The sequence below is a fragment of the Haloarcula sp. CBA1127 genome (assembly GCF_001485575.1).
Lineage (GTDB): Archaea > Halobacteriota > Halobacteria > Halobacteriales > Haloarculaceae > Haloarcula.
This window is the reverse complement of sequence record NZ_BCNB01000006.1, coordinates 1,605,846-1,629,034: the sequence shown is the minus strand read 5'-3', so window position 1 is coordinate 1,629,034 and position 23,189 is coordinate 1,605,846. Positions and strand designations below refer to the sequence as shown.

The following is a 23,189-nucleotide window of genomic DNA, read 5'->3' as shown; positions in this document are numbered from 1 at the left end:
CGAAGCGTCAGTAATCGGGGTTTTCCTCGCGGATGCCCTCGCGCTTGTTGACGAGGCGGGCGAGCGTGAACAGGGCGTCCGAGAGCCGGTTCAGGTAGATGATAGCCGTCTCGTTGACACCGGCCTCCTCGGCGGCGAAGGAGACACAGCGGCGCTCGGCGCGCCGACAGACCGCACGGGCGTGGTGGAGCTTCGCCCCAGGTTCGGACCCGGACGGAAGGATGAACGATTCGAGTGGGTCCAGTTCCGAATCGGCCTCGTCGATGAGGTCTTCGAGCGTCTCGACGTGGGACTCCTGTATCCGCGGGTCGTCCTCCTCTGGGCTGGGATTGGCGAAGTCGGCCTGCACGATGTGAAGGTGGTTCTGGATGACCCGGAGCTTCTCGTCGATGTCGTCGTGACCGGTCGGCCTGACGACGCCGACCAGCGCGTTCACTTCGTCGACGGTGCCGTACGCCTCGATACGGCGGCTATCCTTCGAGACCCGCTCCATGTTCCGGAGGTCTGTCTGGCCTTGGTCACCGCGACCGGTATAGATTGTCATAGATAAATCTGGCATTGCCAGCGTCTTATAGCCGTGGGCGAATCCTTTGGGAGCGCGGGCGGCTGAAACCCGGAGCGAGCGCGGGCGACCGAGCCCCGTGGCGGCTGTCGACCGCCGGCACCGCGTTCAGAGTCGACGGCGGACCTCCGAGAGCGCAGCCGGTGAGATATCCAGTTCGGCAAACAGCGTCTCGCGTTCGTCGTCCTCGCCGTAGCCGGCGACGAAGCCGTTGAGCCGGGCGGCAACCGTCGAATCGACGAATGCGTCGCCGTAGCGGTCTTCGAGTTCGTCGGCGATCACCGGTGTCGAACGGAGCTCGTACTTCTGGTGGTAGTCTTCCGCCAGATAGAACCGGTCGAGGGTTTCGATGGCTGTCTCGACGGTCTTCCCTGTCCGGGATTCAAGATCATCTCGTGTCCGCCGGGCGGTCTCGCGTTGCTGGTCGTCGTGTGCCAGCACCACACCGCGGTACTGGCGCTTCAGGGGCGCGGAGAACGGTGCATGGTTTGCCCAGAACACGTCTAGCAGGTCCTTGTAGCTCACCGCGTCGGGGTCGTACTCAATCTGGACGACCTCGGTGTGGTCGCCCAGCGAGTAGTAGCTGGGGTTCGGTTCGGCCCCACCAGCGTAGCCCACCCGCGTCCTGACCACGCCCGGCATTGCGCCGAACCGCGCGTCCGGGCCCCAGAAACAGCCCATGCCGAACGTCGCCGTCTCGGTCGCCGATGGCGGCAGCGCTTCAGCGTCGACGGCCAGCTCGGTCGGATGGGTCGGCTCGTACGCACTCTGAGTCATACTGGAAGACAGGAGTTCGAGCGGTTTGCCTGCTTCGACGCCCCGCGTGGAACCGGGAAATTCAACTGTTCCCCTGTGGAAACTACTCGGTATGAGCCTCGAACTCGAACACTACTGTCCTGAATGCGAAGAGTACCGCGACTTCTGGAAGGTCGCAAGCACGACGATGCACCTGGGGACCAAGATCAAGTGGCACTGCCCGGAGTGTGACTACGGGTTCGTCCGCATCGACGGCGAAGTCGACACCGGCCAGGCGGCATAGCTCTCCGGAGCGGTATAGAGACCTCTTAGCAGCTGTTTTACACCGTCCCAGAGAGATATCTGCTACCGATGAGTCTCGACCCGCACGGTGCAGGGAACGCGACCACCGAGCGAACGCAGGCCCCGCACAAGCTGTCGATGACCGTGGTTGAGTACACCGGTGAACCGGATCGCTGTACCGTGTCGCCGCGCGGGCTCTCCGGCATTGCCAAACTGTCGACGTGGATTACCGTTGACAAGGAGGTCGTCGTCGATCTGGATGCGATGCGGTGACCGAGAGTTTTTACCGGGGAACCACGGATATAGAGCCGATGAGTATCGAGGTCCTACTGGTAGACGAGGACGTAGACGTTCTGGAAATCGTCGGGACGTTTCTGGGACAGGAAGACGAGTTCGAGATAACGACCGAGGCTGACCCAGAAGCGGCACTGGACCTGGCAACTAACGGCGATTTCGACGCCGTCGTCAGTGACTACAAGATGCCCCGGCTTGACGGGATGGAGCTGTGTGCCGCGCTCCGAGATAACGACGTCGACATCCCGTTTCTGCTGTTTACGGCCCGCGAACACGACGACGTCGCAGACGCTGCCGCAGAACACGGCGTCACTGCCGTGGTCCAGAAAGGAACGGGCACGGAGCAGTACAGCGTGCTCGCCGACCGGATTCGCGACACCATCTAGGCGTCTATCCGAGGCAGTTCCAGTGTGACGACTGTTCCGCCGTCCGGACTGCTACCGAAGTCAACTGTGCCGCCGTAGGTTTCGGTCACCCAGACGACCAGCCACAGACCGAGTCCGGTCCCATGACGCAGTTGCGTAATCGGTTCGTCGCCGGTCACGACATCGAGTTCGTGTTGTGGAATCCCCGGCCCGTCGTCGGCGACAGTGATTGAGACGGTTCGTGGGCCCGTCTGGACACCGATGTGGATGGACGGGTCGTCGCCGGCGTGTTCGAGGCTGTTTTCGAGGAGTTCACCGAGGATTCGATGTAATCGCCCATCACCCGCCGTAACCGACACATCCGGGAGATCTGTTTTGATTTCACCGGCGTATTCGTCGCGATACGAGGCTACGGTATCGGTAACGGTTGCGGGCACGTCGACCGGGTCCGTACCGTACTGGTCGCGGCGAACGGAGCGCTCCATGTCGCGTGCGCGCTCACTCAGCGACGCCATCTCCTCCGCCTTTCGCTGAAGCCGATGGAGAATGGCACGCTGGTCCTCGTCGTCAATTCGCTCATCCAGCGCGTCAGCCATGCCAAGGACGACAGTCAGGTCGTTCCGGAGATTGTGCCGAAGAACGCGGTTGAGCAGTTTCAGCCGGCGTTCGCGCTCGCGCTGCTCAGTGATGTCGGTGTAGATACCGAATCCGCGGATGCTGTCACCGTCCCGGCTGTACGGCACGCCCCGGAAGAGGAAGTCGCGGAACCCCGTCTCGGTCATCAACCGAAGTTCCGTCTGGAAGGGGTCGCCGTTTGCCTGCCCGTTGTCGAACCGGGGCAGTTCATCGTGCGCAGTGTCCGGTGGGCGGAGGAGGTCGGACAGGGGACTGTTGACGGCCGTGTCCTCGCCGTACCCGAACACGTCGGAGAATGCGGGGTTGACCGACCTGACGACCGACTCGTCCGCGACCGTCTCCGTTTCGATGACGGCGTCTGGGAGTGTGTTGAACAGGTACGAGAACCGGTCGCGCTCATCCTCCAGCTCTGCTCGTGCCTGCTTGAGTTCGGTCAGGTCCCGGACGACGCCGACGGTACCGCGGAACTGGTCCGCATCAAGCAGCGAGACCTCTATTTCGGCCGGACGCGTCTCTCCGCTGGCCGTTTCAAGCGCCGTTTCGAGCTGGACCGCCCCGGTTCCGCCCGCCCGGCAGAGGTCGTCGATACGACAGGCAAACTCGTCGATTGCGTCCTGATCGAGGACAATTCGTGGGTGCTGGCCCAGAAGCGTCGCCCGCTCGTAGCCGAGCCACTCCGCGAGCGGTTCGGTGACCAGCTGGAACCGACCGTCGTCGTCGAGGACGTACATCATATCACGAACGTTCTCGACCACTGATTCGTACCGGAGCAGGCTCCGTTCACGCTCGACACGGTCGAATGCGGCGGCTGCATTGGACGCGAGAATCTTGCCGACGGAGACGTCCGACTCGGTGAACTCGTGACCCTGTCGCGCACCGATGCTCACGACTCCGTGGTCTCCCATCGGGAGGTACATCACCGCTGTCAGAACGTCTGAGTCGTAGTTGTCGATCCGCTCGAACTCGTCAACGACTAGCGGGTCGCCGCGCTGGAACGCATCGCCGGGGAACCCCCGTCGGCGTCGTACACCGGTCGTTCCGGGACGTTGTCGCTTGCGGCAGCCGGTCGGAGTGTGTCCGTTTCCTCGTCGTACAGCCGCACGAGCGCGTGGTCGAACCCAAGGTCCGACCGGGTCGCCTCGATGACCGTTTCGGCGACCTCCTGGGGCGTCTGTGCCTGCATGAGCGACCGGGTTGTGTCCAGCAGTCCGGACAGCGCCTCGTCGCGCCGTTTCTGCTCCGTGATATCCCGGATGACGCCTGCGGTCCCGGCGAACCGCCCGTCGTCGTCGTACAGCAGCGTCATGTGATCCTGTGCCGGGAACGAGCCCTCCGACGCCTGCTGGATCTCCAGTTCGAACGTCTCCTCGTCGTCGCGGTCCTCGAATATCATCTCCTGAACGATGGATTCGGCGCGCTCGACGACATCGTCGGCCTTGATAAAGCCGGTGTACGAGCCCAGCAGCTCAGCCTCAGAGTGGCCCGTCAGGTCGGTCATCGCCTGATTGACGAACTGGAAGTTCCCTTCGGAATCGAGGGCGTACACGCCGTCGTCGACCGCCTCGATGATGTTTTCGTACCGTTCGAGTTCGTCCTCACGGTGGCGGCGTTCGAGTTCGTGGTTGACCCACTCCACGAGCAGTTTCATGAACGCCTCCTCGCTCTCGGAAAAGGACTCCACCCGGGCCTGTTCGTCCCCGAAACAGAGCGTTCCGTAGGGTTCACCGTCGACCGTGATGAGGCCACCGGCGTAGCACGCGACGCCGCTTTGCTGGTACACGTCCGCCGCGTGCTCGTCCTCGGTGGTGGCATCGGCAATCGCATAGAGGTCACCGGATTCGAGTACTCGCTGGCAGTAGGTATCCTCAAGCGGCGTCTGCGTCCCGGATTCGAGGGGGCTATTACCGGTGACCGTCTGGATTTCGTGGACTCCGTCCTCGATACGGCTCAGGTAGCCAAACGACATGTCGAGTCGGTCCAGCCCGATTTCGATGACCCGACCGACGGTTTCGGCCTCGCTGAGTCCGTTCCCGGTTGCAAGCTGTGTCAGTTCCTGTAGCGAGTCGTTGTTGGCACGCAGCGTCCGTTCGCGCTCTTTGCGTGCCGTGATATCCGTGGCGATGGCGACGAGACGCGGAGCCTGTGCGTCGCGTTCCTCGATGACTCCGCGCGTCCGGAGCCACCGCGTCTCCCCGTCGACGTCGGTACGGAACTCGGCGTCGACCCGTTTGCCGCTCTCCGACACCCGCTCGACCGCCGCTTCGAGTGACTGGCGGTCGTCGGGATGGACGTACTCGTAAAATGCCGAGGCAGTGCCTTCGAAGGCCGCTGGCGTCGTCCCGAAGAGTTCCGCGGTCGCCTCGTCCCAGACCATCTCGTCGGTGTCCAGATTCCACTCATAGACGCCGGTGTTTGTCCCGTCCAGCGCCAGATCGAGCCGCCGGTTGGTCTCTTCGAGCGCCCGCTCGCGCTCCTTCCGATCGGAGATATCCCTGAGAACACCCGTACAGAACCACTGTCCGTTTCGCTCGAAATCACCGAACGACACCGCGACGGTCAGCTGGTTCCCGTCAACGGTCACGAGCGGCAGTTCGAGGTAGTCCCAGTCGACGTTCCGGTCGCCGGTCCGGCGGTAGCGGTCCACTCCCTCGAAGTGAGAGCTTCGTAGGTGTTCGGGGATCACTTTCGCGAAATCGTCACCGACCAGCTCCTCACGGTCATAGCCCGTCAGCTCGGCGGCCTCATCGTTGGCGTACACGACTTCGCTGTCGGCGTTGATCGTGACGACGGCGTCGGAGATACTGCCCGCGATAGCGTCGAAAGAGTCCGCGAGTTCCGGCGGAAGCCGCGTCGGCCGGTCATCGGAAGTAGCCCACTGGTTACTTCCGTTGCCGCGGCCCGCCGGTTCGCTCCCCTGCGTCACGATGTCGGACACTCGGTCCATCAGCGACACGTCGCTGCGGGGGACGTACTCGGTTACATCGAGCCGTGTCGCGCGGGCGGCGACCATCCCGTCTGGCTCGGCCGTACAGAGAACGACTGGGAGCGTGTCGTACTGCTCACGTACTGCCGCTACCACCTCCAGACCGGTTTCTGTTCCCGGTAGGTGTTGCTCACAGATGACGGCATCGTAGGCGTGCTCGGCCAGTTCCGATAGCGCCTCCGTCACGGTGGCGACTGCCGTGACTGAGACCGGTGCGTCAGATATAGCTGTGTCCGCGTCTTCGTCGGCGGGGCCTACGTACAACAAATGCGGCATCTCGGACATAGCGTTCTGTTGTAACTGCTATACCACGGGGTGGCATATACGCTCGGGCGAGAGTATCAAATGTCGAAACGAGCGGCTATGTGTCGTCGAGCGCCTGCCAGGAGAGCCGCGGGTTCCGGGCCGCAGTCGTCTGGTCGATGCGTTTCGCCGCCGGACGTGACGGCGCGTCGGCCAGTTCGGCGTCGGAATCACCGGCCACGGCGTTGAATGCGGCCGCGAGCTGGTCCAGCGAGCGCTTGGTTTCTCCTTCCGTGGGCTCGGTCATCAGCGCCTCGTCGACGATTTCGGGCCACTTCGTCGTCGGCGGATGGACGCCGTAATCGAGCATCCGCTTGGCCGCATCGGCGGCGTCCTGCTCGCCCGCACTGGCGACGAACTCGTGGTGGAACGGGCCAAAGGGAATCTCGTATTCGATCTGTTCTGCGAGGTAGTTCGCGTTTAGCACAGCCTTCGCGCTGGCATCTCGGAGGCCTTCGTCGCCCAATCTGGCGATGTACGCAAAGGTCTTGAGCAATACCGGCCAGTTGCCATAGAAGCCATGCACCTTCCCGATGGAGTGGTCCGGCTCGTAGTGTTCGTAGTTGCCGCCGCGCTCCCTGACGTGTGGGTTCGGGAGGAACTGGGCCAGTTCTTCACGGACGCCGACCGGGCCGGCACCGGGGCCACCGCCGCCGTGAGGGTTTGCGAATGTCTTGTGGACGTTGTAGTGCATCACGTCGAAGCCCATGTCGCCGGGGCGAGCGCGCCCGAGCAAGGCGTTGAGGTTCGCGCCGTCGTAGTACAGCAGGCGCCGGCGTCGTGGACGATATCGGCGACGTGCTCGATATCGCGCTCGAACAGCCCCAGCGTGTTGGGGTTCGTGAGCATCAGCGCGGCGGTGTCGTCGCCGACAGCCGCCTCCAGTGCCTCGATATCGACGCGGCCGTCGTCACCGCTCGGTAGCTCCACGACTTCGTAGCCGGCCATCGCCGCCGTCGCGAAGTTCGTGCCGTGGGCCGAGTCCGGGATGACGACCTCCGAACGCTCGTCGTCGTTGTGTTCGTGGTAGGCCTTCGCGATCTGGATGCCGGTGAACTCACCGGCCGCGCCCGCGGGCGGCTGCAGCGTTACGGCGTCCATACCGCCGATGCGGCCCAGATAATCCTGAAGCCGGTGACACAGCGCCAGCGTCCCCTGGACGGTCGAATCGGGCCGGTCCGGGTGGATTGCGGCATCCGCTCGTGCCGCCACGTCCTCGGTGAAGGAGGGGTTGTACTTCATCGTACACGAGCCAAGCGGGAACGGCCCGCTCTCGACGCCGTAGTTCATCTGCGAGAGGCGCGTGTAGTGGCGGGCCAGTTCGGGCTCGGCCGGGTCCGGTAGTGAGAGGCTGTCCCGCGTCAGGTCATCTGGCAGCGGCGAGTCCTCGATGTCGACCGTGCTATTCGCTTTTTCGGAGAGCAGCGGCTCATACCGGTCGTCGCTGTCGTCGGTCCAGCGGGCTTGGTCGTATTTCACGCGAGACACCCCCATGTCGAGCGTGACGCTCGTGGGACGTGTTTTGTCCCACGGTGTTTCGCCGAGTAGCGCGAGGCGAGTGTCATTTCGCCACCTCCCGGAACGCCGCCACGAACTCGTCTGTGGCATCAGTAGTGGTCTCGGTCACACACACCTGCACCAGGTGGTCGTCAACCGCGTGGACCGCGAAACCATCGGCTGCGAGGTCAGCAACGATGGCGCTTGCGGGCTGGTCCGTGTGTGCGAGGAACTCACGGAAGTGGTGGCGGCCGTGAATCGGGGCTGTCACCCCAACAATATCGTCAAGGCGGTCGGCCAGGTCACGAGCGCGGGTGACGCAGTCCTCAGCAAGATCGACCAGGCCGTCCGGACCAAGCCACGCGGCGTGCATCGCGGTCCGGAGCGCGACCCACGCCTGGTTCGTACAGATGTTCGAAGTGGCCCGTTCCTTGCGGATGTGCTGCTCTCGCGTCTGGAGTGTCAGCGTGTACGCGCGACGGTCGGCGGCGTCTTCGCTGGCCCCGACAAGCCGACCGGGGACCTGCCGCAGATACTCCTCGCGGGTGACGAACATCCCCAGTCCGAAGCCGTAGGCGGTGCCAGTCCCAAGCGACGCGGCGTCGCCGACGACCACGTCGGCTCCGACATCGGCCGGGCGCTCCAGCAGGGACAGCGCAATTGGGTCCGAGCCGAGACAGAACAGCGCGTCGTGGTCGTGGGCAAGGTCGCCGATTGCGCCGAGCCGTTCTTCGATAACGCCCCGGACTGTCGGCGACTCGGCGTACACCATCGCGGTGTCGTCGCCTATTTGATCGGACAGCGCCGCCACGTCGGCAACGCCGTCGGTCATCGGATAGGATTCGACCGTGAGGTCCGGTCCGTCGGCGTAGTTCGACAGCACGGCGCGTTTGCCCTCCCGGAGGTGTTCGGGAACTAGAATCCGGTCGCCGGACACCGAGCGGACGCGCTGGGAGAGTGTCGCCGCCTCGCCCAGCGCCGTCGCGTCGTCGTACATCGAGCAGTTGGCGACGCCCAGTCCCGTGAGCTCCACCAGCATCGACTGGAACTCAAAGAGGGCCTGCAGGAACCCCTGTGCGACCTCGGGCTGGTACTGCGTGTAGGAGGTCAGGAACTCCGACCGGCTTGCGAGGTCGTCGACAACGCTCGGGACGTAATGGTCGTAGTGGCCACGACCGAGGAACTCGGTGAGGTCGGCGTTGCGGCCCAGAAGGCCGGCGACTTCCCGGCGCGCTGCCCGCTCGCTCCGGGCGTCGATACCGAACTCGCCGTCGAAGGCGACGGACTCGGGCACGTCGAACAGCGACTCGAGGTCGTCGGCTCCGACCGCGTCAAGCATCGCCGCGGTTTCTGCGGCCGTCTGCGGTGCGTACGGACTGCCTGTCGCGTGTGAGTTACTGTTACTCATTTGAGAAACACCCAGTAGCGCCGGGGTGACATGATATCGACAGCTAGCGACCGTGTCCACATTAGGTTACTCCTTTCACCCCCGCAGGGACCGCGGCCACCGGGGGTTACTCGATCTGGTCGCGGTACGCGTCGGGGGAGAGCAGATCGTCGGTTTCGCTCTCGTCGGCGACCTCAACCTCGAGCATCCAGCCGTCGCCAAACGGGTCTTCGTTCAGCAGTTCCGGCTCGTCGCGGAGCCGGTCGTTGACTGCTGTGACGGTGCCAGAGACGGGAGCGTACACGTCGGACACAGCCTTGATAGACTCCACCACGCCGAAGTCCTCGCCCGCGGTCAGCTCCGTGCCTTCGTCGGGCAGTTCGACGAACACCACATCGCCGAGTTCGTCCTGTGCGAACGCCGTGATGCCGACCTCAGCAGTGTCACCGGCGACGCGTACCCATTCGTGTGACTCCAGATATCGCAGGTCGTCGGGAACGTCGAAGCTCATCTATCGAGGAATGGTGTGCTCCTGGTACGTGCCTTCTTCGGTTCACCGCGGACGACGACGCGGACGGACTTGTCCGGTTCGGCGTACGCCGCCGGGACGTAGGCGAGGGCAATCGGCGATCCCAGTGTCGGACTCATCGTTCCGCTGGTGATATGGCCTATCGGCTCCCCGTCCGGCGTTGTCACGTCGTACCCGTGGCGCGGGACCCCGCGATCGACGAGTTCGATGCCGATGAGCTTCTCTTCGGGACCGTCCGCGGCGACGCCCTCCAGTGCGTCCCGACCGACGAACTCCGTATCGAGCGCGACCGTCCAGCCGATGCCGGCCTCGTGGGGCGTTCTGGGTTCGTCAACCGGATGGAACTCCTGGCCGGAGAGCAGAAAGCCCATTTCCAAGCGGAGCGTGTCGCGCGCGCCGAGACCGCAGGGCTGGCACTCAAGCGCGCTCCAGATCGCCTCGGCACCGTTGGGCGGGCAGAGGATTTCAAAGCCGGGTTCACCCGTGTAGCCCGTCCGAGCGATTAGCGAGTCAACGCCGGCGACAGCCCCGTCAGCCACCTCAAACCGAGACAGGGAAGCGAGCGAGACATCTGTCTCGGCCGCCAGCAGGTCCGGGGCCTCTGGCCCTTGGACAGCGATCATCGCGTACTCTTCTGTCCGGTTCGTCACCGTCGCGTCAAGCCCACGCTCATCTCGCTCAGAGAACCACCGTTCGGTCATCTCCCCGTCGTGACCGGCGTTCGGGATAAACAGGAACTCATCGGCCGCGTCTTCCGGCAGTCGGTAGACGACGGTGTCGTCCAGCATAATCCCGTCCTCATCTGTGATGGCCCCGTACTGGGCCTCGCCCGGGTCCAGCACGGTCACGTCGTTGGTGGTCAACCGCTGTGTCAGCGTTTCCGCGTCCGGTCCACCCACGGTTATCTGTCCCATGTGCGAAACGTCGAACTTCCCGGCTTCGCTCCGGACTGCCTCGTGTTCTGTACGGATCGACTCGAACTCGACCGGCATCTCCCACCCGCCGAAATCGGTGAACGACGCGTCGGCTCGCTGGTGAACCGCAGAGAGCGGTGGTGCCCGCAGTGTCATACGCGGACCTCTCGTACCGCGTGGTCTTACCGTTTGGCCCTTCACCGCCTGTGGGGTCGCTGATAAATCATATACCACGATATCAAATCGGCTTTTGTGGCATATGGACGGCAAGAGCAGGACCGAAAATTAGCGGTCAGCCCGTTACTCGCTTCGCGCCAGCGGGAACACGAGTTCGACTCCCATCCCGTCGTCAAGACTCTCGTCAATAGTCACGGACCCGCCGAGGCGTCGGACAAGCCACGTAACCGCCCACAATCCGAGCCCACGGCTGTGTGCCACTGGTCCCTCAATCTCCGAAGCCAAGACATCGCGTTCCATATCCGGGATAGCGGACCCATCGGTATCGACCCTGACTGTCACGTGGCCTGTCGGCGTCTCTTCGGCGGTAAGCTTGACTGTCGGGCTGGTTAGATCGCTGTATTCCAGCGCGTTTTCGACAAGGATCTCCAGTATCAGGTCGATAGCCATCCTGTCACCCGACACCACCGCATCAGTGGGCGCTGCCTCAATGGTCGCCCTGGAATATTGCTCTGTGAGGGCATCCCGGATATCACCGAGCAGTTGCTGGAGATGGACTGTCCCGCTTCGAAGGTCTCGTTCGATGACCCGGTCGAACGTCCGTGCTCGCTCGGCTAACGAGTCGAGTTCTTTCGAGGCGTTTTCGATTCTGTCGATGTGTCCGCTGGCAGCGTCCACGGAGAAATCGGACGAGTCGAGTTCTTTTTTGAGGAGTCTCGAATTACCGCGTATCACGGTCAGCTTGTTCCGGATGTTGTGCCGGAGAATTCGACTCATGACCATGAGCCGCTGCTCTCGCTCTTTGTCCTGAGTGATATCGCGAACGATGCCTCGTAGTTTCGGTGTCCCGTCCCGGACAGTTTTTTCAGCCCGGAGTCGGAACCAGCGCTCGGTTTCGTCAGCGGTCTGTCGGCGTGCCTCTAGTTCCATCGGTTCGCCGGTTTCACGACAGGTCTCAATAGCATCGCGAAGTGCCGCCCTATCGTTGGGGTGGTACTGCTCGATGGCCTCCTCAAGCGTCGGATTGTACTCTGGCATTCCGTAGAGGCGCTTCATCCCAGCAGTGCCCTCTATCAGACCCGTTTCCAGATCGAGTTCCCACCCACCAACGTCGGCCAGGGTTTCGGTCCCGACGAGCCACTCCAGTTGTTCCTCCCGCTGTTTCAATCTCGTTGCGTCGTCCAGCCCAACGACGACGCGCTCAACGGTCCCGTCATCACCCAGGATGGGTGCGGCATTGCTCGAAAGCCACCGCTCATTCCCGTCAGCGAGTTCTATCCAGTGCTCGAACCCAAACACCGGCTCACCCGATTCGAGCACCCGCGTAACCGGGTGTTCCGAGTCGGGAACCGGCGTCCCGTCTTCGTAGTATATGTCCCACACCGGCTGGTTGTATCGTCTTTGGGTGATTTTATCGCGTTCAAGACCGAGTAGCTCCTCGGCGCGGTCGTTAGCCAGCGAAATCCTGCCGGACCGCTCTACGACGACGATGCCGACCGGACTGACCTCGAACACCCGCTCGATGAGGGCTTGCTTCTCTCGCCGCTGCTTCCGTTGCGTGATATCTTCCGCCAGCCATAGCACCCGCCCAGCGCTATCACCGCCGACTGGCGTGACACGAGCCTCGAAGTATCGCTCCCCATGATCGAGCGATAGCTGATACTCGATGTGCTGCTGTTCACCTGTTTCTAAGACCTCTTCGATAATCGCGTAGAACTGGTCAGCCTGTGCTGTAGAGAAAATATCCCAGAGGTCCGTTCCCAGCAGTGCTTCCGGGTCTTTGAAAAATAATGCCCCGTTGTGGGCGTTGTGGATGATGTCGACAAAGACGCCGTTGGCGTCTAGGACGATAGCCGGATCGGAGATTATCTCACAAAGCCCGTTTAGCACGTCTTGATCGTGAAGAGATTCTTTGCTCATATATCAAATCCTATGCTTGTTGCTGGCCGACTCCGCATGGAAATGCGTCCGTAGTGTGTGGGAGGTATCATCCTAAGTTTTGTGCCATGCTATTCTATATAGCGGTGAAAGGTTTACGGACCGAAGCGGCACGCATAAGCGGCCCGGGCGGGGAAAGGGGCGCATGAAGCTGCTTCGTCGGATATTCGAGGAGAAAGACTCGCAGCAGCGCGTCGGACTGTTCGTCGATGGCCCAAACGTCCTCAGGTCTGAGTTCGATGTCGATTTAGACGAGGTCCGAGATATTGCGGCTGAGTACGGTCCGCTGGCAGTCACTCGTCTCTACGTCGACCAGAACGCCTCGCCCGGACTCATTCAGGCCGCCGAGGCTCGCGGGTTCGAGGTTCGAACCACCAGCGGTGACGTTGATGTCCGACTCGCTGTTGACGCGACAGACGCCGCCGTCGCTGGCCAGATAGACGTGCTGGCCGTCGCATCGCGAGATACGGATTTCAAGCCGGCGCTGGAAGTGGCCGCCCGGGAAGGGGTCAAAACGGTCGCTATCGCACCGGGTGAGTACGGCCGCTCTGACGCGTTACGCAACGCGGCTGAAGATGCAGTAACGCTCTAGGGATCAGCCCATGACGGCAACTGTTTTTTCCGCCAGTACCATTGAGCACGTATGGATATCGACGACACGCCGGTACTGGACAACCACCTCCATCTCGACCCGGTCAACGGCCGGAACGTCGCGGCAGCCGAGGAGTTCGCGTCTCAGGGCGGAACACACCTGCTGGTGCTCAACAAGCCGTCGTGGCATCTCGTCGAGAAGGGAACCGACGAGGCAATCTTCCGGGAGGCGTTCGACCTGACCGTCGAGGCCGCAACCGCAGCGACTGAGGTACTGGACGGCCGCGCCTGGCCAGTCCTCGGTGTCCACCCGGCGCTAATTTCGAAGCTAGTCGACGGCGGCTACACACCGCCGGAGGCGCGGGACATCATGCAGGCCGGCCTTGACGTGGCGGCGGAGTACGTCGATAACAGTGACGCGCTCGCGATAAAGTCCGGGCGACCGCACTACGACGTGGACGACGCCGTCTGGGAGGCCTCGAACGAAGTGATGTGCCACGGGTTCGAACGCGCCGCCGACGTGGGCTGTGCGATACAACTCCACACCGAGGGCGGCGAAGACTTCGAAGCAGTCGCTCGCTGGGCCGAAGACCGCGGCCTCGACCGCACGCAGGTCGTCAAACACTACTCCGGGGGCCGACTCCGTGGCCCGGTCAAATCAGTACTTGCAGACAAAGACGAACTGGAAATCGCGGTCGAGACTGACGACCCGTTCCTGATGGAGACCGATTATATCGACGACCCGGACCGCCCCGGCGCGGTGCTTGGCCCGAAGACCGTGCCGCGGCGCGTCCGCTGGCTCCTTGAAAACGGGCACGAAGATGCGGTCAGAACGGCACACGTCGAGACACCGAAGGCGGTGTACGGCATCGACACGGAAGCGACGCTGGAGCGGTAAGCGGTGACAAAAACGGCTGCGAGAGACAGCTATCCGAACTTGCCGGTGATGTAGTCCTCGACGCGCTGGCTGTCGGGGTTCTCGAAGATCTTGTCCGTATCGTCGAACTCGACGAGCTCGCCGCCAGTGAGGAAGACAGCCGTCTTATCGGAGATACGAGCCGCCTGCTGCATGTTGTGAGTAACGATAACGACAGTGAACTCCTCGGCCAGTTCCTCGATGAGGTCCTCGATCTTCGATGTGGCGATCGGGTCAAGCGCCGACGCCGGCTCGTCCATCAGGATGACATCCGGGTCGACGGCGATGGCGCGGGCGATGCAGAGCCGCTGTTGCTGGCCGCCTGAGAGGTCGAGTGCGCTCTTGTCAAGTTGGTCTTTGACTTCGTCCCACAGCGCGGCACGCTTGAGCGCCGTCTCGACTTTCTCATCGATGTTCTCCGTCTGGTCCTGAATCTGGAGGCCGTAGGCGACGTTGTCGTAGATGCTCTTTGGGAAGGGGTTCGGATGCTGGAACACCATTCCGATGCGTCGCCGCAGCGCCACCGGGTCTACGTCGGCGTCGTAGACGTTTTTCCCCTCGAAGTGGAGGTCTCCCTCGACCCGTGCCGCGTCGATGAGGTCGTTCATGCGGTTGATACACCGCAGGAACGTGGACTTGCCACAGCCGGAGGGGCCGATCATGGCGGTCACCTGTTTTTCAGGGATGGCCAGATCGATGCCCTGGAGCGCTTGCGTCTCGCCGTAGAACACGTTCAGGTCACTGGACTCGATGACTGGCTTCCCCGTCTCGGCCGCGGTCGCGCCGGTTCCCTCCACGTCGATCGACTGTTCGATGAGAGGATCGCCGGACGGGTCGGGTGACGACGCGGCCGTTTCAGTGGTCGGTGTGGGTTCGGTACTGTCGTTGCTCGTCATCTCGTTCTCTGTCATGAATTATCCTGTTCGCTGATACCGGTTCCGGATGACAATCGCTGTCGCATTCATCACCAGCAACACCGCAAGCAGTGTAATCACGCCGGCCGCCAGCACGCCGTGGCGGAACGCCGGGTCCAGCTCCGACGACCACGAGAAGATCTGGCGGGGCATCATACTCGCTACGTCGAAGAAGCTGTTCGGCGCGAGCCGGACCGACGCCGCCGCCCCAATCATCAGCAGTGGGGCCGTCTCGCCGATAGCCCGACCCAGCGCCAGTATCGTTCCGGTCAGAATGCCGGGCAGCGCCTCAGGGAGGACGACCTGACGGATCGTCTGCCAGCGGGTCGCTCCCATTCCGTAGGACGCCTGCCGGAACGAGTCGGGAACGGATCGGATCGCCTCCTGGGCGGAGATGATTACGATCGGGAGTATCAGCAGGCCGACGGCGAGGCCGGCGACGATAATGGACCCCTGGGGCCACTGGAGCACCCGGATGAAAAGCGCCAGTCCGAGCAGGCCGTACACGACCGATGGGACACCGGCGAGGTTCCCGATGTTGATCTCGATGAGCGTGACGAACTTGCCCATCCATCCCTGCGAGGGGGCGTACTCCTCAAGATAGATCGCCGCTCCGACGCCGACCGGGAAGGTAGTGAGCACGATCACGATAATCATCATCACTGAGCCGACCATCGCAGGGTAGATACCGGCATCAGCGGCGGTCCGGGAGGTCGCGCTCGTCAGGAACCCCCAGTCGAGCCAGGGGTCCGGTCCGGCGAACCCAAGTGCGCCGGTGACGACGCCGCCGACGACCACGCCCAGCACGGCGACGACCGGGAAGGCGAGGCCGCGGACGCCCTCGCCACGACGGACCACGCCTTCGACGTAGACACCCAGCGGGAGTACGGCGAACGTGACTATGAGCAGCCACACGTCAGTCCCGATCCCAAGTAGCGGGCCGGCGACGACGCCCAGTACCGCAACTATCGTCGTCATCCCGACGACGGCCAGGCCGTCACGCCGCGACTCGCGTCGCTGTTCGACGAACCAGCCTGCGGCACCGGCGATCGGGAGCACGAGCGTCAGGAGTAGCATGACCCAGTCTGTGGGCACGAACGGGAGCATCAGGATCGCTTCTCGGAGGCTTATTACCCGATAGTACAGCCCGAAATCGAGGCCGAGCGCCGCGGCGGCGTCGGTGACGAACCAATTAAATCTGGTGGGTGGCAGCCCGAACACCGTGATAATCGGGGCGAGGAGCACCACGGCGAGGCGTTCGAGCGCAGCCTTCGGTCGCAGTCGGCCGTGTGCGACGATCAGGCCGCCGGCCACGACCAGCGAGATGAGCAGTGCGAACCACTCAAGCACGGAGAGTAGTTCGATGAACAGCACCGCAAACCCGCCTGTGAGCAGCAGTCCGACGACCGGGAGCCCGCTGGTGACGTAGGCGACCTCGCCGGCCGGTTCGTCGAGACGATAGTAATAAACAGCCAGTGCGGCCAGCGGCACCAGCACCGTAGCGGCGTAGGTCGCCAGCCACCCTGCGTCGGCCGAGAAGGGCCGGAACGCGTCGTTGGCGACGAACAGCAGGAGGAGCAGGACTGAGACGAGTCCGAACGCGGTCGCCGCGAGACAGGTCGCCTCGAAGGCACGCCCCCGCAGATGGTTGACGTCGCTGTTCTCCCCGTGCCAGCCCGTTTCAGGTTCTCGTGTTGCCATCAGTTCAGTCCCCCAGTGTTCATTCGTACTCCTCCCGGTAGCGCGCCGCGATTCGGTTGCTCAGCAGGTTCAACAGGAACGTGATGACGAACAGCGTCAGGCCGATAGCGAAGAGACTGGTAAAGCCCAGTTGACTGACGCTGTCGGCGCTGTTGATCTGAACCATCGCCGCCGTCATCGGCTGGTACCCCTGGAAGAGGTTCGCGAGCGGGTCCGAGAAGTTCAGCATCCGTGGTCGACTGCCGGCCGCGACGACGACAATCATCGTCTCGCCGATAGCCCGCGACAGGGCGAGAATGAACGAGGAGAAGATGCCCGAGGCCGCCGCGGGGACGACGACGCCGGTAGTCACCTCGAACTTCGTCGCACCCATCCCGTAGCCGGCCTGTCGTAGCGAGTCCGGGACAGAACTCATCGCGTCCTCGCTCAGACTGGAGACCATCGGGATAATCATGATACCGACCATGATGGAAGCGCTGAGGATATTGAACGTGTTGACCGGGAGCCCGATGGTCTGGAGGAACGGTGTCACATACACGAGCGCGAAGATACCGTAGACGACTGTCGGGATACCGGCCAGAATTTCCAGACCCGGTTTCAGCACTGAGCGCATCTGGTCGCTAGCGTACTCGCTGAGGTAGATCGCGGCCGCGACGCCCGTCGGGAGTGCGATGACGGCGGAGATCACCGTGACCAACAGCGTGCCGCTCAACAACGGGAGCAACCCGTAGACGTTCCGACTGATGAGGAACTCTGTTCCGGTGAAGAAGTCGACTGGGTTCACCAGCGTAAAGAACGTAATCGCGTCGCGTGCGAGCAACACGACGATGCTGACGGTGACGAGAATCGACGCGGCAGCACACAGGAGCAAGACATATCGGTACATACGCTCGCGTGCTGCGCGTCCGCTCGGTCTGGAGGTAATATCCGGCCCGGGCGTCTCGGTGCTCATTGTGTTGTCTCCAATAATGTATCCATGTGAGTAAGCCGATTCTATACTGTGTTAGCCAGCGACCTCGTCCAGCTTTTCGAGGTTCTCGTCGCGCTGCTCGGCGCTCGACGGCACGTACCCGATATCTTGGACGATATCGGTTTCGGCCTGCTCGAGGTAGAACTCGATGAACTCGTACACTTCCTCTCGCTGAAGCGCTGACTCGGCCGCGTAGATGAACAGCGGTCGGGCCAGCGGATAGGAACCGTCCTTGGCGTTTGCCAGGCTCGGAGGTGTACATTCGCCGTCTTCCTCGGCCTTGACTTCGACGGCTTTCACCGCCTCGGAGTTGGAGTTGTAGTAGGCGAAGCCGAAATATCCCATCCCACCCTCGTTGTCACGGATCCCTTTGACGATAGTTTCGTCCTCCTCGGTCGGCTGGTACTCGGTCGTGTGTTCAGTGTCTTCACCGACGACGTTCTCGTTGAAGTAGTCGAACGTCCCGGACGTCGACGCCGGGCCGTAGCGTTCGATTTCCATATCGGGCCACTCGTCGCGCACGTCCGACCAGTTCGTGACTCCTGCTTCGTCGCTCCAGATCTGGCGCAGCTCGTCGAAGGTTATGCAGTCGACCCAGTCGGCGTCGTTGTTGACCGCGACGGTCAGGGCATCGCCTGCGATCTCGAACTCGACAGGCTCGACGTCGTTGCCCGAGCACTGCTCGATCTCGGCGTCGCTGATGGGACGGGAAGCCCCGTTGATATCGGAGTCGCCGGGACAGAACCAGTTTTCGAAGCCGCCCCCGCTCCCTGTGGAGTCGACGGTCACGTTGACGTTTCCGTGTTCTTCCATGAACTCCTCAGCCATCGCATCGGAGATGGGGAACACGGTACTGCTGCCCTTGATAATGACCTGCCCCGAAAGCCCGTCGGAGTTCCCGTCAGACCCACTGCCATCGGAGCCACTGCCGTCGCCACGGCTCGTATTCTGGACACAACCAGCCAGCGCCAGTGTCCCGATTGCACCAGAACTTGTTAAAAAACGACGGCGAGAGAGACCACCGCTCGGTGAATCTGTCATCACCTGATGGAAGTTACAGAGCGGATAAGTACCCTACTATTAGCCCTATATCCAGATATAAACGCTATATACTGCTATATATTATTATGTGTCGCTACCGTGTTACACGCCAAAGACGGCGTAACAGGTGTCTGAAGCCGATTTCGACCCGATAATGGTAACAATTCATTGGGTGTACTGTTGCTAGCGGACCACTTGGCTGAGTGCCCACATCATGTGTCGTGATTCCATGACAGCGCAAGTCAGAGTTTCGACCGTTGATATATAGTCACAGTATATTTTATAAATCCGCAGCGCGTATTCAGAGTACTATGGAGACACGCAAAGTACAGTTGACGGGCGGATCCACGTACACTGTCTCGTTACCGAAGGAGTGGGCGACAGAGAATGGCGTCGAGAGCGGAAGTATCGTCGAGTTTTACGCCGAAGACGACCTGCTACTGGTCTCGCCACAGCACGGCGACGACCACGTCGAGGGAACGCTCGACGTGACTGGCCTCGAGAACAGGCACGAACTCACGCGGGCGGTGATGACGATGTACGTCAGCGGCTTCGACATCATCCGACTGGAAGCCGCTCGGATAACGGCCGAACAGCGGCGTATCATCCGCGATGCAACACAGGGACTGGTCGGCCTAGAGATGATCGAGGAGACGGCCGACCGGGTCGTTCTGCAGGACTTGCTCGACTCCTCGGAACTCTCTGTTCTCAACGCCATTACACGTATGCGGCTGGTCTCGCTGACGATGCTCTCCGACGCTGTTGAGGCGCTCATCGAGGACGACAACGACCTCGCAGAAGACGTGATACAGCGCGACGACGACGTGGACCGCCTCTGGTACATGGTCTCCCGAGTGTTCCGAACCGTCCTTCGCAATCCGACGGCTGCCAACGAGATCGGCTTCCCACGCGAGACGGTGTTCGATTACCAGTCCAGTGCCCGCCAGCTAGAACGTATCGCCGACCACGCAACCAAGATCGCCGGCCTCTCACAGGAGATCGACGAAATCACCGGTGAAACTGCTGACCTTCTCGACCAGCTAGAAACCGAGGCCATTGCCGTCCCCGAAAACGCAATGGATGCGCTGTTAGCTGACGACAACGACGAGGCCGTCGAACTGGCAAACGAGGCCCGTTCCCGCATCCCCGAAGTCGACGAAACTGCCCGTGAGGTCGACGGCAAAGTCAGAGAGCTAGACCCACAGAGCGCACAGTTGCTTGGCCGCGTGGTCGACTCGCTGTCCCGGACCGCCGACTACGGCGGCAACATCGCCGAGAGCGCGCTCCAGAAGGCAGCCCCGCGGCCATAGCTGACGCTGTCGCTCCGAATTCGTGAACAGCTGAAAAAGCTGATTGTGTACCGGATTACTCGACCAGCACGGCGTTGACCTGACCGTGCTGCCCGGGGCGGGAGGTCACGCGGGCCTGTCCCTCGGAGGTTTCGAGGATTGCGCCTTTCGTGATGATGTTTCGCCGGGCGTAGTTCGGGTTCGACGGGTTCTCGACGACGTTCTCGATGGTCGCTTCAATGGTCTCCGCACCGTCGGCGATGCTTGCAACGTCGGTCTTGACCGCACGGACCTTCTGGGTGTTGCCGCGGGAGTCGACAGTTTTCAGTCGCTGCTCGCCGACCTGCGTCTCGACGGTATCCTTGCCGAGTTCGTGTTTCTTCTTCTTGTGGTTCGGTCGTCGGCGGCCGCCTGTCCGCTTGCGAGGGGAGCGTCCCTGGTCTTTCATACGGGAAGGAAGACCCAGCGGCTACTTGAACCGTTCGATGCCGACTCGCCATCGTAATCGTTACCCCCGCGCCGACCGGTTGCTCTGACGATGAGTCTGAAGACGGCCGTCGCCGCACCGTTCCGCCAGCGTGGAACCGACCGGATGGCCGAAAGTGAGTTCGTCGTTGCACTCTCGCTGGACCGGAACTGGTTCTCGCCCGACCAGGCCAAGACGCTGGTCGACGTGGCCGCAAGCGAGGGACTGGTCGAACGGGACGACGACGACCTCGTCGTGGCCTTCGACGGCACCCACACCGATATTCCGGATGGGTTCACGCCGGGTGAGGAAATCCTGCAGTCGCGGTCGACGTTCGAGCGGGTACTCGACGCCGTCGTCGAGGCCGGCATCGAGAAACAGACCGCTGTCGCCGGTATCAACGCGCTCCAGTCCGATATCGGCGTGACACTGGAGGCCGCGGCCGTGGTGTACGCGCGCAGCGAGGGCGTCGATGTCGAAGCCATTGCCGCGGATGTCCGGGAGGAGCTCTAATGGTCAAAGACAGCATTTCTGACGGTCGACGGATCGGGCAGTTGCTCGCCTCGGAACTGACCGGCCTCCAGCGCGGGCCGCTCTCAGATGTTTCTGTCGTCGATGCTGACAGGGATGTGGAACCGACACCAGCGGGTGCCTTCGCCTACCGCGTGACGGCTGACGACACTGAAGTGGCAGTCGTCGAGGTGACACCGGAAACGGCCCGCCTGCTCCTGAACGAGGAGCCCGCAACCGTACCGGAGCGTGACGATATCACGACCAACGGGGCAACTGTTGTCGTTCACAGCGGCGCGGCGGTGAAAGCCGCGGTTGACGTGCTGGAGGAGACTCTCTCGGGGTAGCACGGCTTTTTCCAGGTGAGGAAACGATCGCACTCTGGCTGAACTACATAGAATCAGTGACGGCTCGGTTCGGCGATAGCCGCGGACGTCCACGCCACGAAGCCGGTGAGGACGAGCACGGAACCGAGTACCGCTGTCGCGGCAGCGATAGCAAGCACCAGCGTCGGGAGGCCGAGCGGCGTTCCGACGGCGATGACGATCGGCGTCGCAGTGATACAGAGCGAGCCCAGCGCGACGGCCCGGCGCTGTGTCGTCGTCAGTTCGATGCCGAGATGGAACGGCGACCCGGGCTCCGGGTCGGGAGCGGCGAGGCCGAGACACAGCAGCGGGACGCCAATGAACACCAGCGTTGCCGCGACAGCGTACGACCAGAACAGCCACGGTCCGGACGCGGGCGCGAGCGACAAAAACGCGCCGACGGCCACGAGCAGGACACCGCCGACGAGTCCGAACTGCCGCAGCCGCGGGTCGTCCAGGGCTTCGCTCAGGTCTGGGAGGGTCTCGGCCACGTGGCCGACATCCATGAAACGGTCCATGAGCGGGCTTCTACCTACGGTGTGAAATAGACAGGGGGAGAAAATATCAAATCTGATTCCACCGAAGCAGGCACGACGTGAGAAGGAAACGCTTGTATCGCTGCCAGCCGCCGCGGTATCTATGCACTTCTTCGACCGTCTCGCGGACCGCATCGCGACCGCCGACAGCGTGGTGTCGGTCGGCCTCGACCCGGACCCTGCCCGCCTCCCCGACAGCGTGCTGGACGCCGACCTCCCGCGCTGGCAGTTCAATCGCCGTATCATCGATGCGACCCACGAACACGCCGCCTGCTACAAGCCGAACGCGGCCTTCTACGAGGATTCCGACGGCTGGCGTGCCCTCGAGGAGACAATCGCCTACGCACACGGGAAGGACGTGCCCGTCCTGCTGGACGCCAAGCGGGGCGACATCGGCAACACGGCGCGGCAGTACGCCCAGATTCTCGACGACGAGGACGGGCCTGCGGCCGACGCTATCACGGTCAACCCGTTCCTCGGCCGGGACTCGCTGGAGCCGTTCCTCCAGCGCGCGGACAGGGGTGTGTTCGTCCTCGGGCGCACGTCAAACCCCGGCGGTGAGGATCTCCAGGACCTCGAACTAGCCTCCGGCGAGAAACTATACGAGCGCGTGGTTCACCTCGCGGACCTCTGGAATCAGAACGGCAATGTCGGCCTCGTCGTCGGTGCGACAAACCCCGACGAACTCGAAGAGATCCGCGAACTGGTTCCGGACATCCCGTTTCTCGTCCCCGGCGTCGGCGCACAGGGCGGCGACGCCGAGGCCGCCGTCGAGCACGGTCTCGCCGACGGCGTCGGCCTCGTCAACTCCTCTCGGGGTATCATCTTCGCCGGCGAGGACGCCGATACGCGGCGGGACGACTCCGGCGACGCGTTTTTCAAGGCCGCCGGACAGTCGGCCAAACAGCTCAAGCAGCGATTGAACCAGTTCCGCTGACTCAGAATCGGTACGTGTCCACGCCATCGGGCATATTCTCTGGCGACGTCCGGTCGCCCGGCTGGCCGACCTCCCCACCGCACTCGACGCACATCCCAATGTCCTCGTCCCAGTGGCGGTCACAGACAAGTCGACCGCACCTGTCGCAGGTGTGATCGACGTCGGGGCGCTCACAGATTTCACACAGTCCGGCTACGCTCATGGTATCAGGTAGCATACCTGACTGTTTGAATCTTTGGCGGCGTGAGCCGGGAGCGGTTCGGCAACCCCACGCCAGGACAGTCTCGCCTGGCTGGCCACGAAGTATTTCCCCGTGGCCATTCCTCTCTA

22 protein-coding genes and 2 pseudogenes are annotated in these 23,189 nt (G+C 62.7%); 9 read left to right on the top strand and 15 right to left on the bottom strand.

Annotated features, from left to right (window positions below; translation table 11 throughout):
- Positions 1-7: 7 nt before the first annotated feature.
- Both AV059_RS12890 and msrA read right to left on the bottom strand, forming a co-directional pair.
- Positions 8-544, bottom strand: coding sequence for a cob(I)yrinic acid a,c-diamide adenosyltransferase (locus AV059_RS12890; RefSeq protein WP_005538217.1), 537 nt, complete (start codon positions 542-544; stop codon positions 8-10).
- Between the two features lie 126 nt (positions 545-670).
- The gene (msrA, locus tag AV059_RS12885) at positions 671-1,339 is read right to left on the bottom strand and encodes a peptide-methionine (S)-S-oxide reductase MsrA (protein WP_058994966.1); all 669 of its coding nucleotides are present in this window, start codon (positions 1,337-1,339) and stop codon (positions 671-673) included.
- A gap of 91 nt (positions 1,340-1,430) precedes the next feature.
- On the opposite strand from msrA, the gene AV059_RS22425 reads away from it, so the two are divergent.
- The 3 genes from AV059_RS22425 (at position 1,431) to AV059_RS12875 (ending at position 2,280) form a co-directional block, all read left to right on the top strand.
- Positions 1,431-1,601 carry a hypothetical protein gene (locus AV059_RS22425; protein WP_005538215.1) on the top strand — a complete coding sequence of 57 codons (171 nt, stop codon included), beginning with the start codon at positions 1,431-1,433 and terminating at the stop codon, positions 1,599-1,601.
- Between the two features lie 68 nt (positions 1,602-1,669).
- Complete coding sequence (locus AV059_RS12880; protein ID WP_058994965.1) at positions 1,670-1,873, top strand: hypothetical protein; 204 nt, start codon at positions 1,670-1,672, stop codon at positions 1,871-1,873.
- 38 nt (positions 1,874-1,911) lie between these two features.
- Positions 1,912-2,280 carry a response regulator gene (locus tag AV059_RS12875; RefSeq protein ID WP_058994963.1) on the top strand — a complete coding sequence of 123 codons (369 nt, stop codon included), beginning with the start codon at positions 1,912-1,914 and terminating at the stop codon, positions 2,278-2,280.
- Here the strand turns inward: AV059_RS12875 and AV059_RS23170 are convergent.
- From AV059_RS23170 to AV059_RS12845, 6 genes and pseudogenes are all read right to left on the bottom strand, one after another.
- Positions 2,277-6,163 (bottom strand): annotated as a pseudogene (locus AV059_RS23170) (PAS domain S-box protein). The gene AV059_RS12875 and the pseudogene AV059_RS23170 sit on opposite strands and share 4 nt — an antisense overlap.
- Positions 6,164-6,239: 76 nt before the next feature.
- Positions 6,240-7,675 (bottom strand): annotated as a pseudogene (gene gcvPB, locus AV059_RS12865) (aminomethyl-transferring glycine dehydrogenase subunit GcvPB).
- A gap of 67 nt (positions 7,676-7,742) precedes the next feature.
- Positions 7,743-9,086, bottom strand: coding sequence for an aminomethyl-transferring glycine dehydrogenase subunit GcvPA (gcvPA, locus tag AV059_RS12860; protein ID WP_058994961.1), 1,344 nt, complete (start codon positions 9,084-9,086; stop codon positions 7,743-7,745).
- A gap of 106 nt (positions 9,087-9,192) precedes the next feature.
- Positions 9,193-9,576 carry a glycine cleavage system protein GcvH gene (gene gcvH / locus AV059_RS12855; RefSeq protein WP_058994959.1) on the bottom strand — a complete coding sequence of 128 codons (384 nt, stop codon included), beginning with the start codon at positions 9,574-9,576 and terminating at the stop codon, positions 9,193-9,195.
- A complete protein-coding gene (gene gcvT, locus AV059_RS12850; protein WP_058994957.1) occupies positions 9,573-10,664 on the bottom strand; it encodes a glycine cleavage system aminomethyltransferase GcvT in 1,092 nt (363 codons plus the stop codon). Before gcvT ends, gcvH begins: the two co-directional genes overlap by 4 nt.
- Positions 10,665-10,808: 144 nt before the next feature.
- Positions 10,809-12,605, bottom strand: a complete 1,797-nt coding sequence (locus AV059_RS12845) for a PAS domain-containing sensor histidine kinase (protein WP_058994956.1) — start codon at positions 12,603-12,605, stop codon at positions 10,809-10,811.
- A 163-nt stretch (positions 12,606-12,768) separates the two neighbouring features.
- Between AV059_RS12845 and AV059_RS12840 the strand changes: the two genes are divergently transcribed.
- Positions 12,769-13,215, top strand: coding sequence for an NYN domain-containing protein (locus AV059_RS12840; protein WP_058994953.1), 447 nt, complete (start codon positions 12,769-12,771; stop codon positions 13,213-13,215).
- Between the two features lie 51 nt (positions 13,216-13,266).
- Positions 13,267-14,112, top strand: a complete 846-nt coding sequence (locus AV059_RS12835) for a TatD family hydrolase (RefSeq protein ID WP_058994951.1) — start codon at positions 13,267-13,269, stop codon at positions 14,110-14,112.
- Between the two features lie 29 nt (positions 14,113-14,141).
- Here the strand turns inward: AV059_RS12835 and pstB are convergent, their stop codons facing one another.
- The 4 genes from pstB to AV059_RS12815 are packed head-to-tail and all read right to left on the bottom strand — an operon-like array spanning position 14,142 to position 18,756.
- The gene (pstB, locus tag AV059_RS12830) at positions 14,142-15,041 is read right to left on the bottom strand and encodes a phosphate ABC transporter ATP-binding protein PstB (protein ID WP_058994949.1); all 900 of its coding nucleotides are present in this window, start codon (positions 15,039-15,041) and stop codon (positions 14,142-14,144) included.
- Between the two features lie 3 nt (positions 15,042-15,044).
- Positions 15,045-16,745, bottom strand: a complete 1,701-nt coding sequence (pstA, locus tag AV059_RS12825) for a phosphate ABC transporter permease PstA (RefSeq protein WP_058994947.1) — start codon at positions 16,743-16,745, stop codon at positions 15,045-15,047.
- Between the two features lie 19 nt (positions 16,746-16,764).
- The gene (gene pstC / locus AV059_RS12820; RefSeq protein ID WP_058994945.1) at positions 16,765-17,697 is read right to left on the bottom strand and encodes a phosphate ABC transporter permease subunit PstC; all 933 of its coding nucleotides are present in this window, start codon (positions 17,695-17,697) and stop codon (positions 16,765-16,767) included.
- A gap of 51 nt (positions 17,698-17,748) precedes the next feature.
- Complete coding sequence (locus AV059_RS12815; RefSeq protein ID WP_058994944.1) at positions 17,749-18,756, bottom strand: PstS family phosphate ABC transporter substrate-binding protein; 1,008 nt, start codon at positions 18,754-18,756, stop codon at positions 17,749-17,751.
- A 311-nt stretch (positions 18,757-19,067) separates the two neighbouring features.
- Between AV059_RS12815 and AV059_RS12810 the strand changes: the two genes are divergently transcribed.
- Positions 19,068-20,066, top strand: a complete 999-nt coding sequence (locus AV059_RS12810; protein ID WP_058994942.1) for a phosphate uptake regulator PhoU — start codon at positions 19,068-19,070, stop codon at positions 20,064-20,066.
- Between the two features lie 55 nt (positions 20,067-20,121).
- Here AV059_RS12810 and AV059_RS12805 read toward each other — a convergent pair whose 3' ends face one another.
- Positions 20,122-20,493, bottom strand: coding sequence for a 30S ribosomal protein S8e (locus tag AV059_RS12805; protein WP_004957203.1), 372 nt, complete (start codon positions 20,491-20,493; stop codon positions 20,122-20,124).
- A 90-nt stretch (positions 20,494-20,583) separates the two neighbouring features.
- Here AV059_RS12805 and AV059_RS12800 point away from each other — a divergent pair, with 90 nt between their 5' ends.
- Both AV059_RS12800 and AV059_RS12795 read left to right on the top strand, forming a co-directional pair.
- Positions 20,584-21,024, top strand: coding sequence for a DUF2240 family protein (locus AV059_RS12800; RefSeq protein WP_058994940.1), 441 nt, complete (start codon positions 20,584-20,586; stop codon positions 21,022-21,024).
- Complete coding sequence (locus AV059_RS12795; RefSeq protein WP_058994938.1) at positions 21,024-21,368, top strand: hypothetical protein; 345 nt, start codon at positions 21,024-21,026, stop codon at positions 21,366-21,368. Before AV059_RS12800 ends, AV059_RS12795 begins: the two co-directional genes overlap by 1 nt.
- A 53-nt stretch (positions 21,369-21,421) precedes the next feature.
- Here the strand turns inward: AV059_RS12795 and AV059_RS12790 are convergent, their stop codons facing one another.
- On the bottom strand, positions 21,422-21,904 hold the full coding sequence (locus AV059_RS12790; RefSeq protein WP_058994936.1) for a hypothetical protein: 483 nt from the start codon (positions 21,902-21,904) through the stop codon (positions 21,422-21,424).
- A 121-nt stretch (positions 21,905-22,025) separates the two neighbouring features.
- Between AV059_RS12790 and pyrF the strand changes: the two genes are divergently transcribed.
- Positions 22,026-22,859, top strand: coding sequence for an orotidine-5'-phosphate decarboxylase (gene pyrF / locus AV059_RS12785; RefSeq protein ID WP_058994934.1), 834 nt, complete (start codon positions 22,026-22,028; stop codon positions 22,857-22,859).
- Between the two features lies 1 nt (position 22,860).
- On the opposite strand, the gene AV059_RS12780 is transcribed toward pyrF, so the two are convergent.
- Positions 22,861-23,061 carry a hypothetical protein gene (locus tag AV059_RS12780; RefSeq protein WP_058994932.1) on the bottom strand — a complete coding sequence of 67 codons (201 nt, stop codon included), beginning with the start codon at positions 23,059-23,061 and terminating at the stop codon, positions 22,861-22,863.
- Positions 23,062-23,189 lie beyond the last annotated feature (128 nt).

Bases quoted from the DNA above. Each gene is read 5' to 3' on its own strand.
- AV059_RS12840 (WP_058994953.1), top strand. From the start codon at position 12,769: ATGAAGCTGCTTCGTCGGATATTCGAGGAGAAAGACTCGCAGCAGCGC.
- AV059_RS12790 (WP_058994936.1), bottom strand. From the start codon at position 21,904: ATGGACCGTTTCATGGATGTCGGCCACGTGGCCGAGACCCTCCCAGAC.
- gcvPA (WP_058994961.1), bottom strand. From the start codon at position 9,086: ATGAGTAACAGTAACTCACACGCGACAGGCAGTCCGTACGCACCGCAG.
- AV059_RS12845 (WP_058994956.1), bottom strand. From the start codon at position 12,605: ATGAGCAAAGAATCTCTTCACGATCAAGACGTGCTAAACGGGCTTTGT.
- AV059_RS12835 (WP_058994951.1), top strand. From the start codon at position 13,267: ATGGATATCGACGACACGCCGGTACTGGACAACCACCTCCATCTCGAC.
- gcvT (WP_058994957.1), bottom strand. From the start codon at position 10,664: ATGACACTGCGGGCACCACCGCTCTCTGCGGTTCACCAGCGAGCCGAC.
- AV059_RS12875 (WP_058994963.1), top strand. From the start codon at position 1,912: ATGAGTATCGAGGTCCTACTGGTAGACGAGGACGTAGACGTTCTGGAA.
- pstC (WP_058994945.1), bottom strand. From the start codon at position 17,697: ATGAGCACCGAGACGCCCGGGCCGGATATTACCTCCAGACCGAGCGGA.
- AV059_RS12795 (WP_058994938.1), top strand. From the start codon at position 21,024: ATGGTCAAAGACAGCATTTCTGACGGTCGACGGATCGGGCAGTTGCTC.
- pstA (WP_058994947.1), bottom strand. From the start codon at position 16,745: ATGGCAACACGAGAACCTGAAACGGGCTGGCACGGGGAGAACAGCGAC.
- pstB (WP_058994949.1), bottom strand. From the start codon at position 15,041: ATGACAGAGAACGAGATGACGAGCAACGACAGTACCGAACCCACACCG.
- AV059_RS12805 (WP_004957203.1), bottom strand. From the start codon at position 20,493: ATGAAAGACCAGGGACGCTCCCCTCGCAAGCGGACAGGCGGCCGCCGA.
- msrA (WP_058994966.1), bottom strand. From the start codon at position 1,339: ATGACTCAGAGTGCGTACGAGCCGACCCATCCGACCGAGCTGGCCGTC.
- AV059_RS12800 (WP_058994940.1), top strand. From the start codon at position 20,584: ATGAGTCTGAAGACGGCCGTCGCCGCACCGTTCCGCCAGCGTGGAACC.
- gcvH (WP_058994959.1), bottom strand. From the start codon at position 9,576: ATGAGCTTCGACGTTCCCGACGACCTGCGATATCTGGAGTCACACGAA.
- pyrF (WP_058994934.1), top strand. From the start codon at position 22,026: ATGCACTTCTTCGACCGTCTCGCGGACCGCATCGCGACCGCCGACAGC.
- AV059_RS12810 (WP_058994942.1), top strand. From the start codon at position 19,068: ATGGAGACACGCAAAGTACAGTTGACGGGCGGATCCACGTACACTGTC.
- AV059_RS22425 (WP_005538215.1), top strand. From the start codon at position 1,431: ATGAGCCTCGAACTCGAACACTACTGTCCTGAATGCGAAGAGTACCGC.
- AV059_RS12880 (WP_058994965.1), top strand. From the start codon at position 1,670: ATGAGTCTCGACCCGCACGGTGCAGGGAACGCGACCACCGAGCGAACG.
- AV059_RS12890 (WP_005538217.1), bottom strand. From the start codon at position 544: ATGACAATCTATACCGGTCGCGGTGACCAAGGCCAGACAGACCTCCGG.
- AV059_RS12780 (WP_058994932.1), bottom strand. From the start codon at position 23,061: ATGAGCGTAGCCGGACTGTGTGAAATCTGTGAGCGCCCCGACGTCGAT.
- AV059_RS12815 (WP_058994944.1), bottom strand. From the start codon at position 18,756: ATGACAGATTCACCGAGCGGTGGTCTCTCTCGCCGTCGTTTTTTAACA.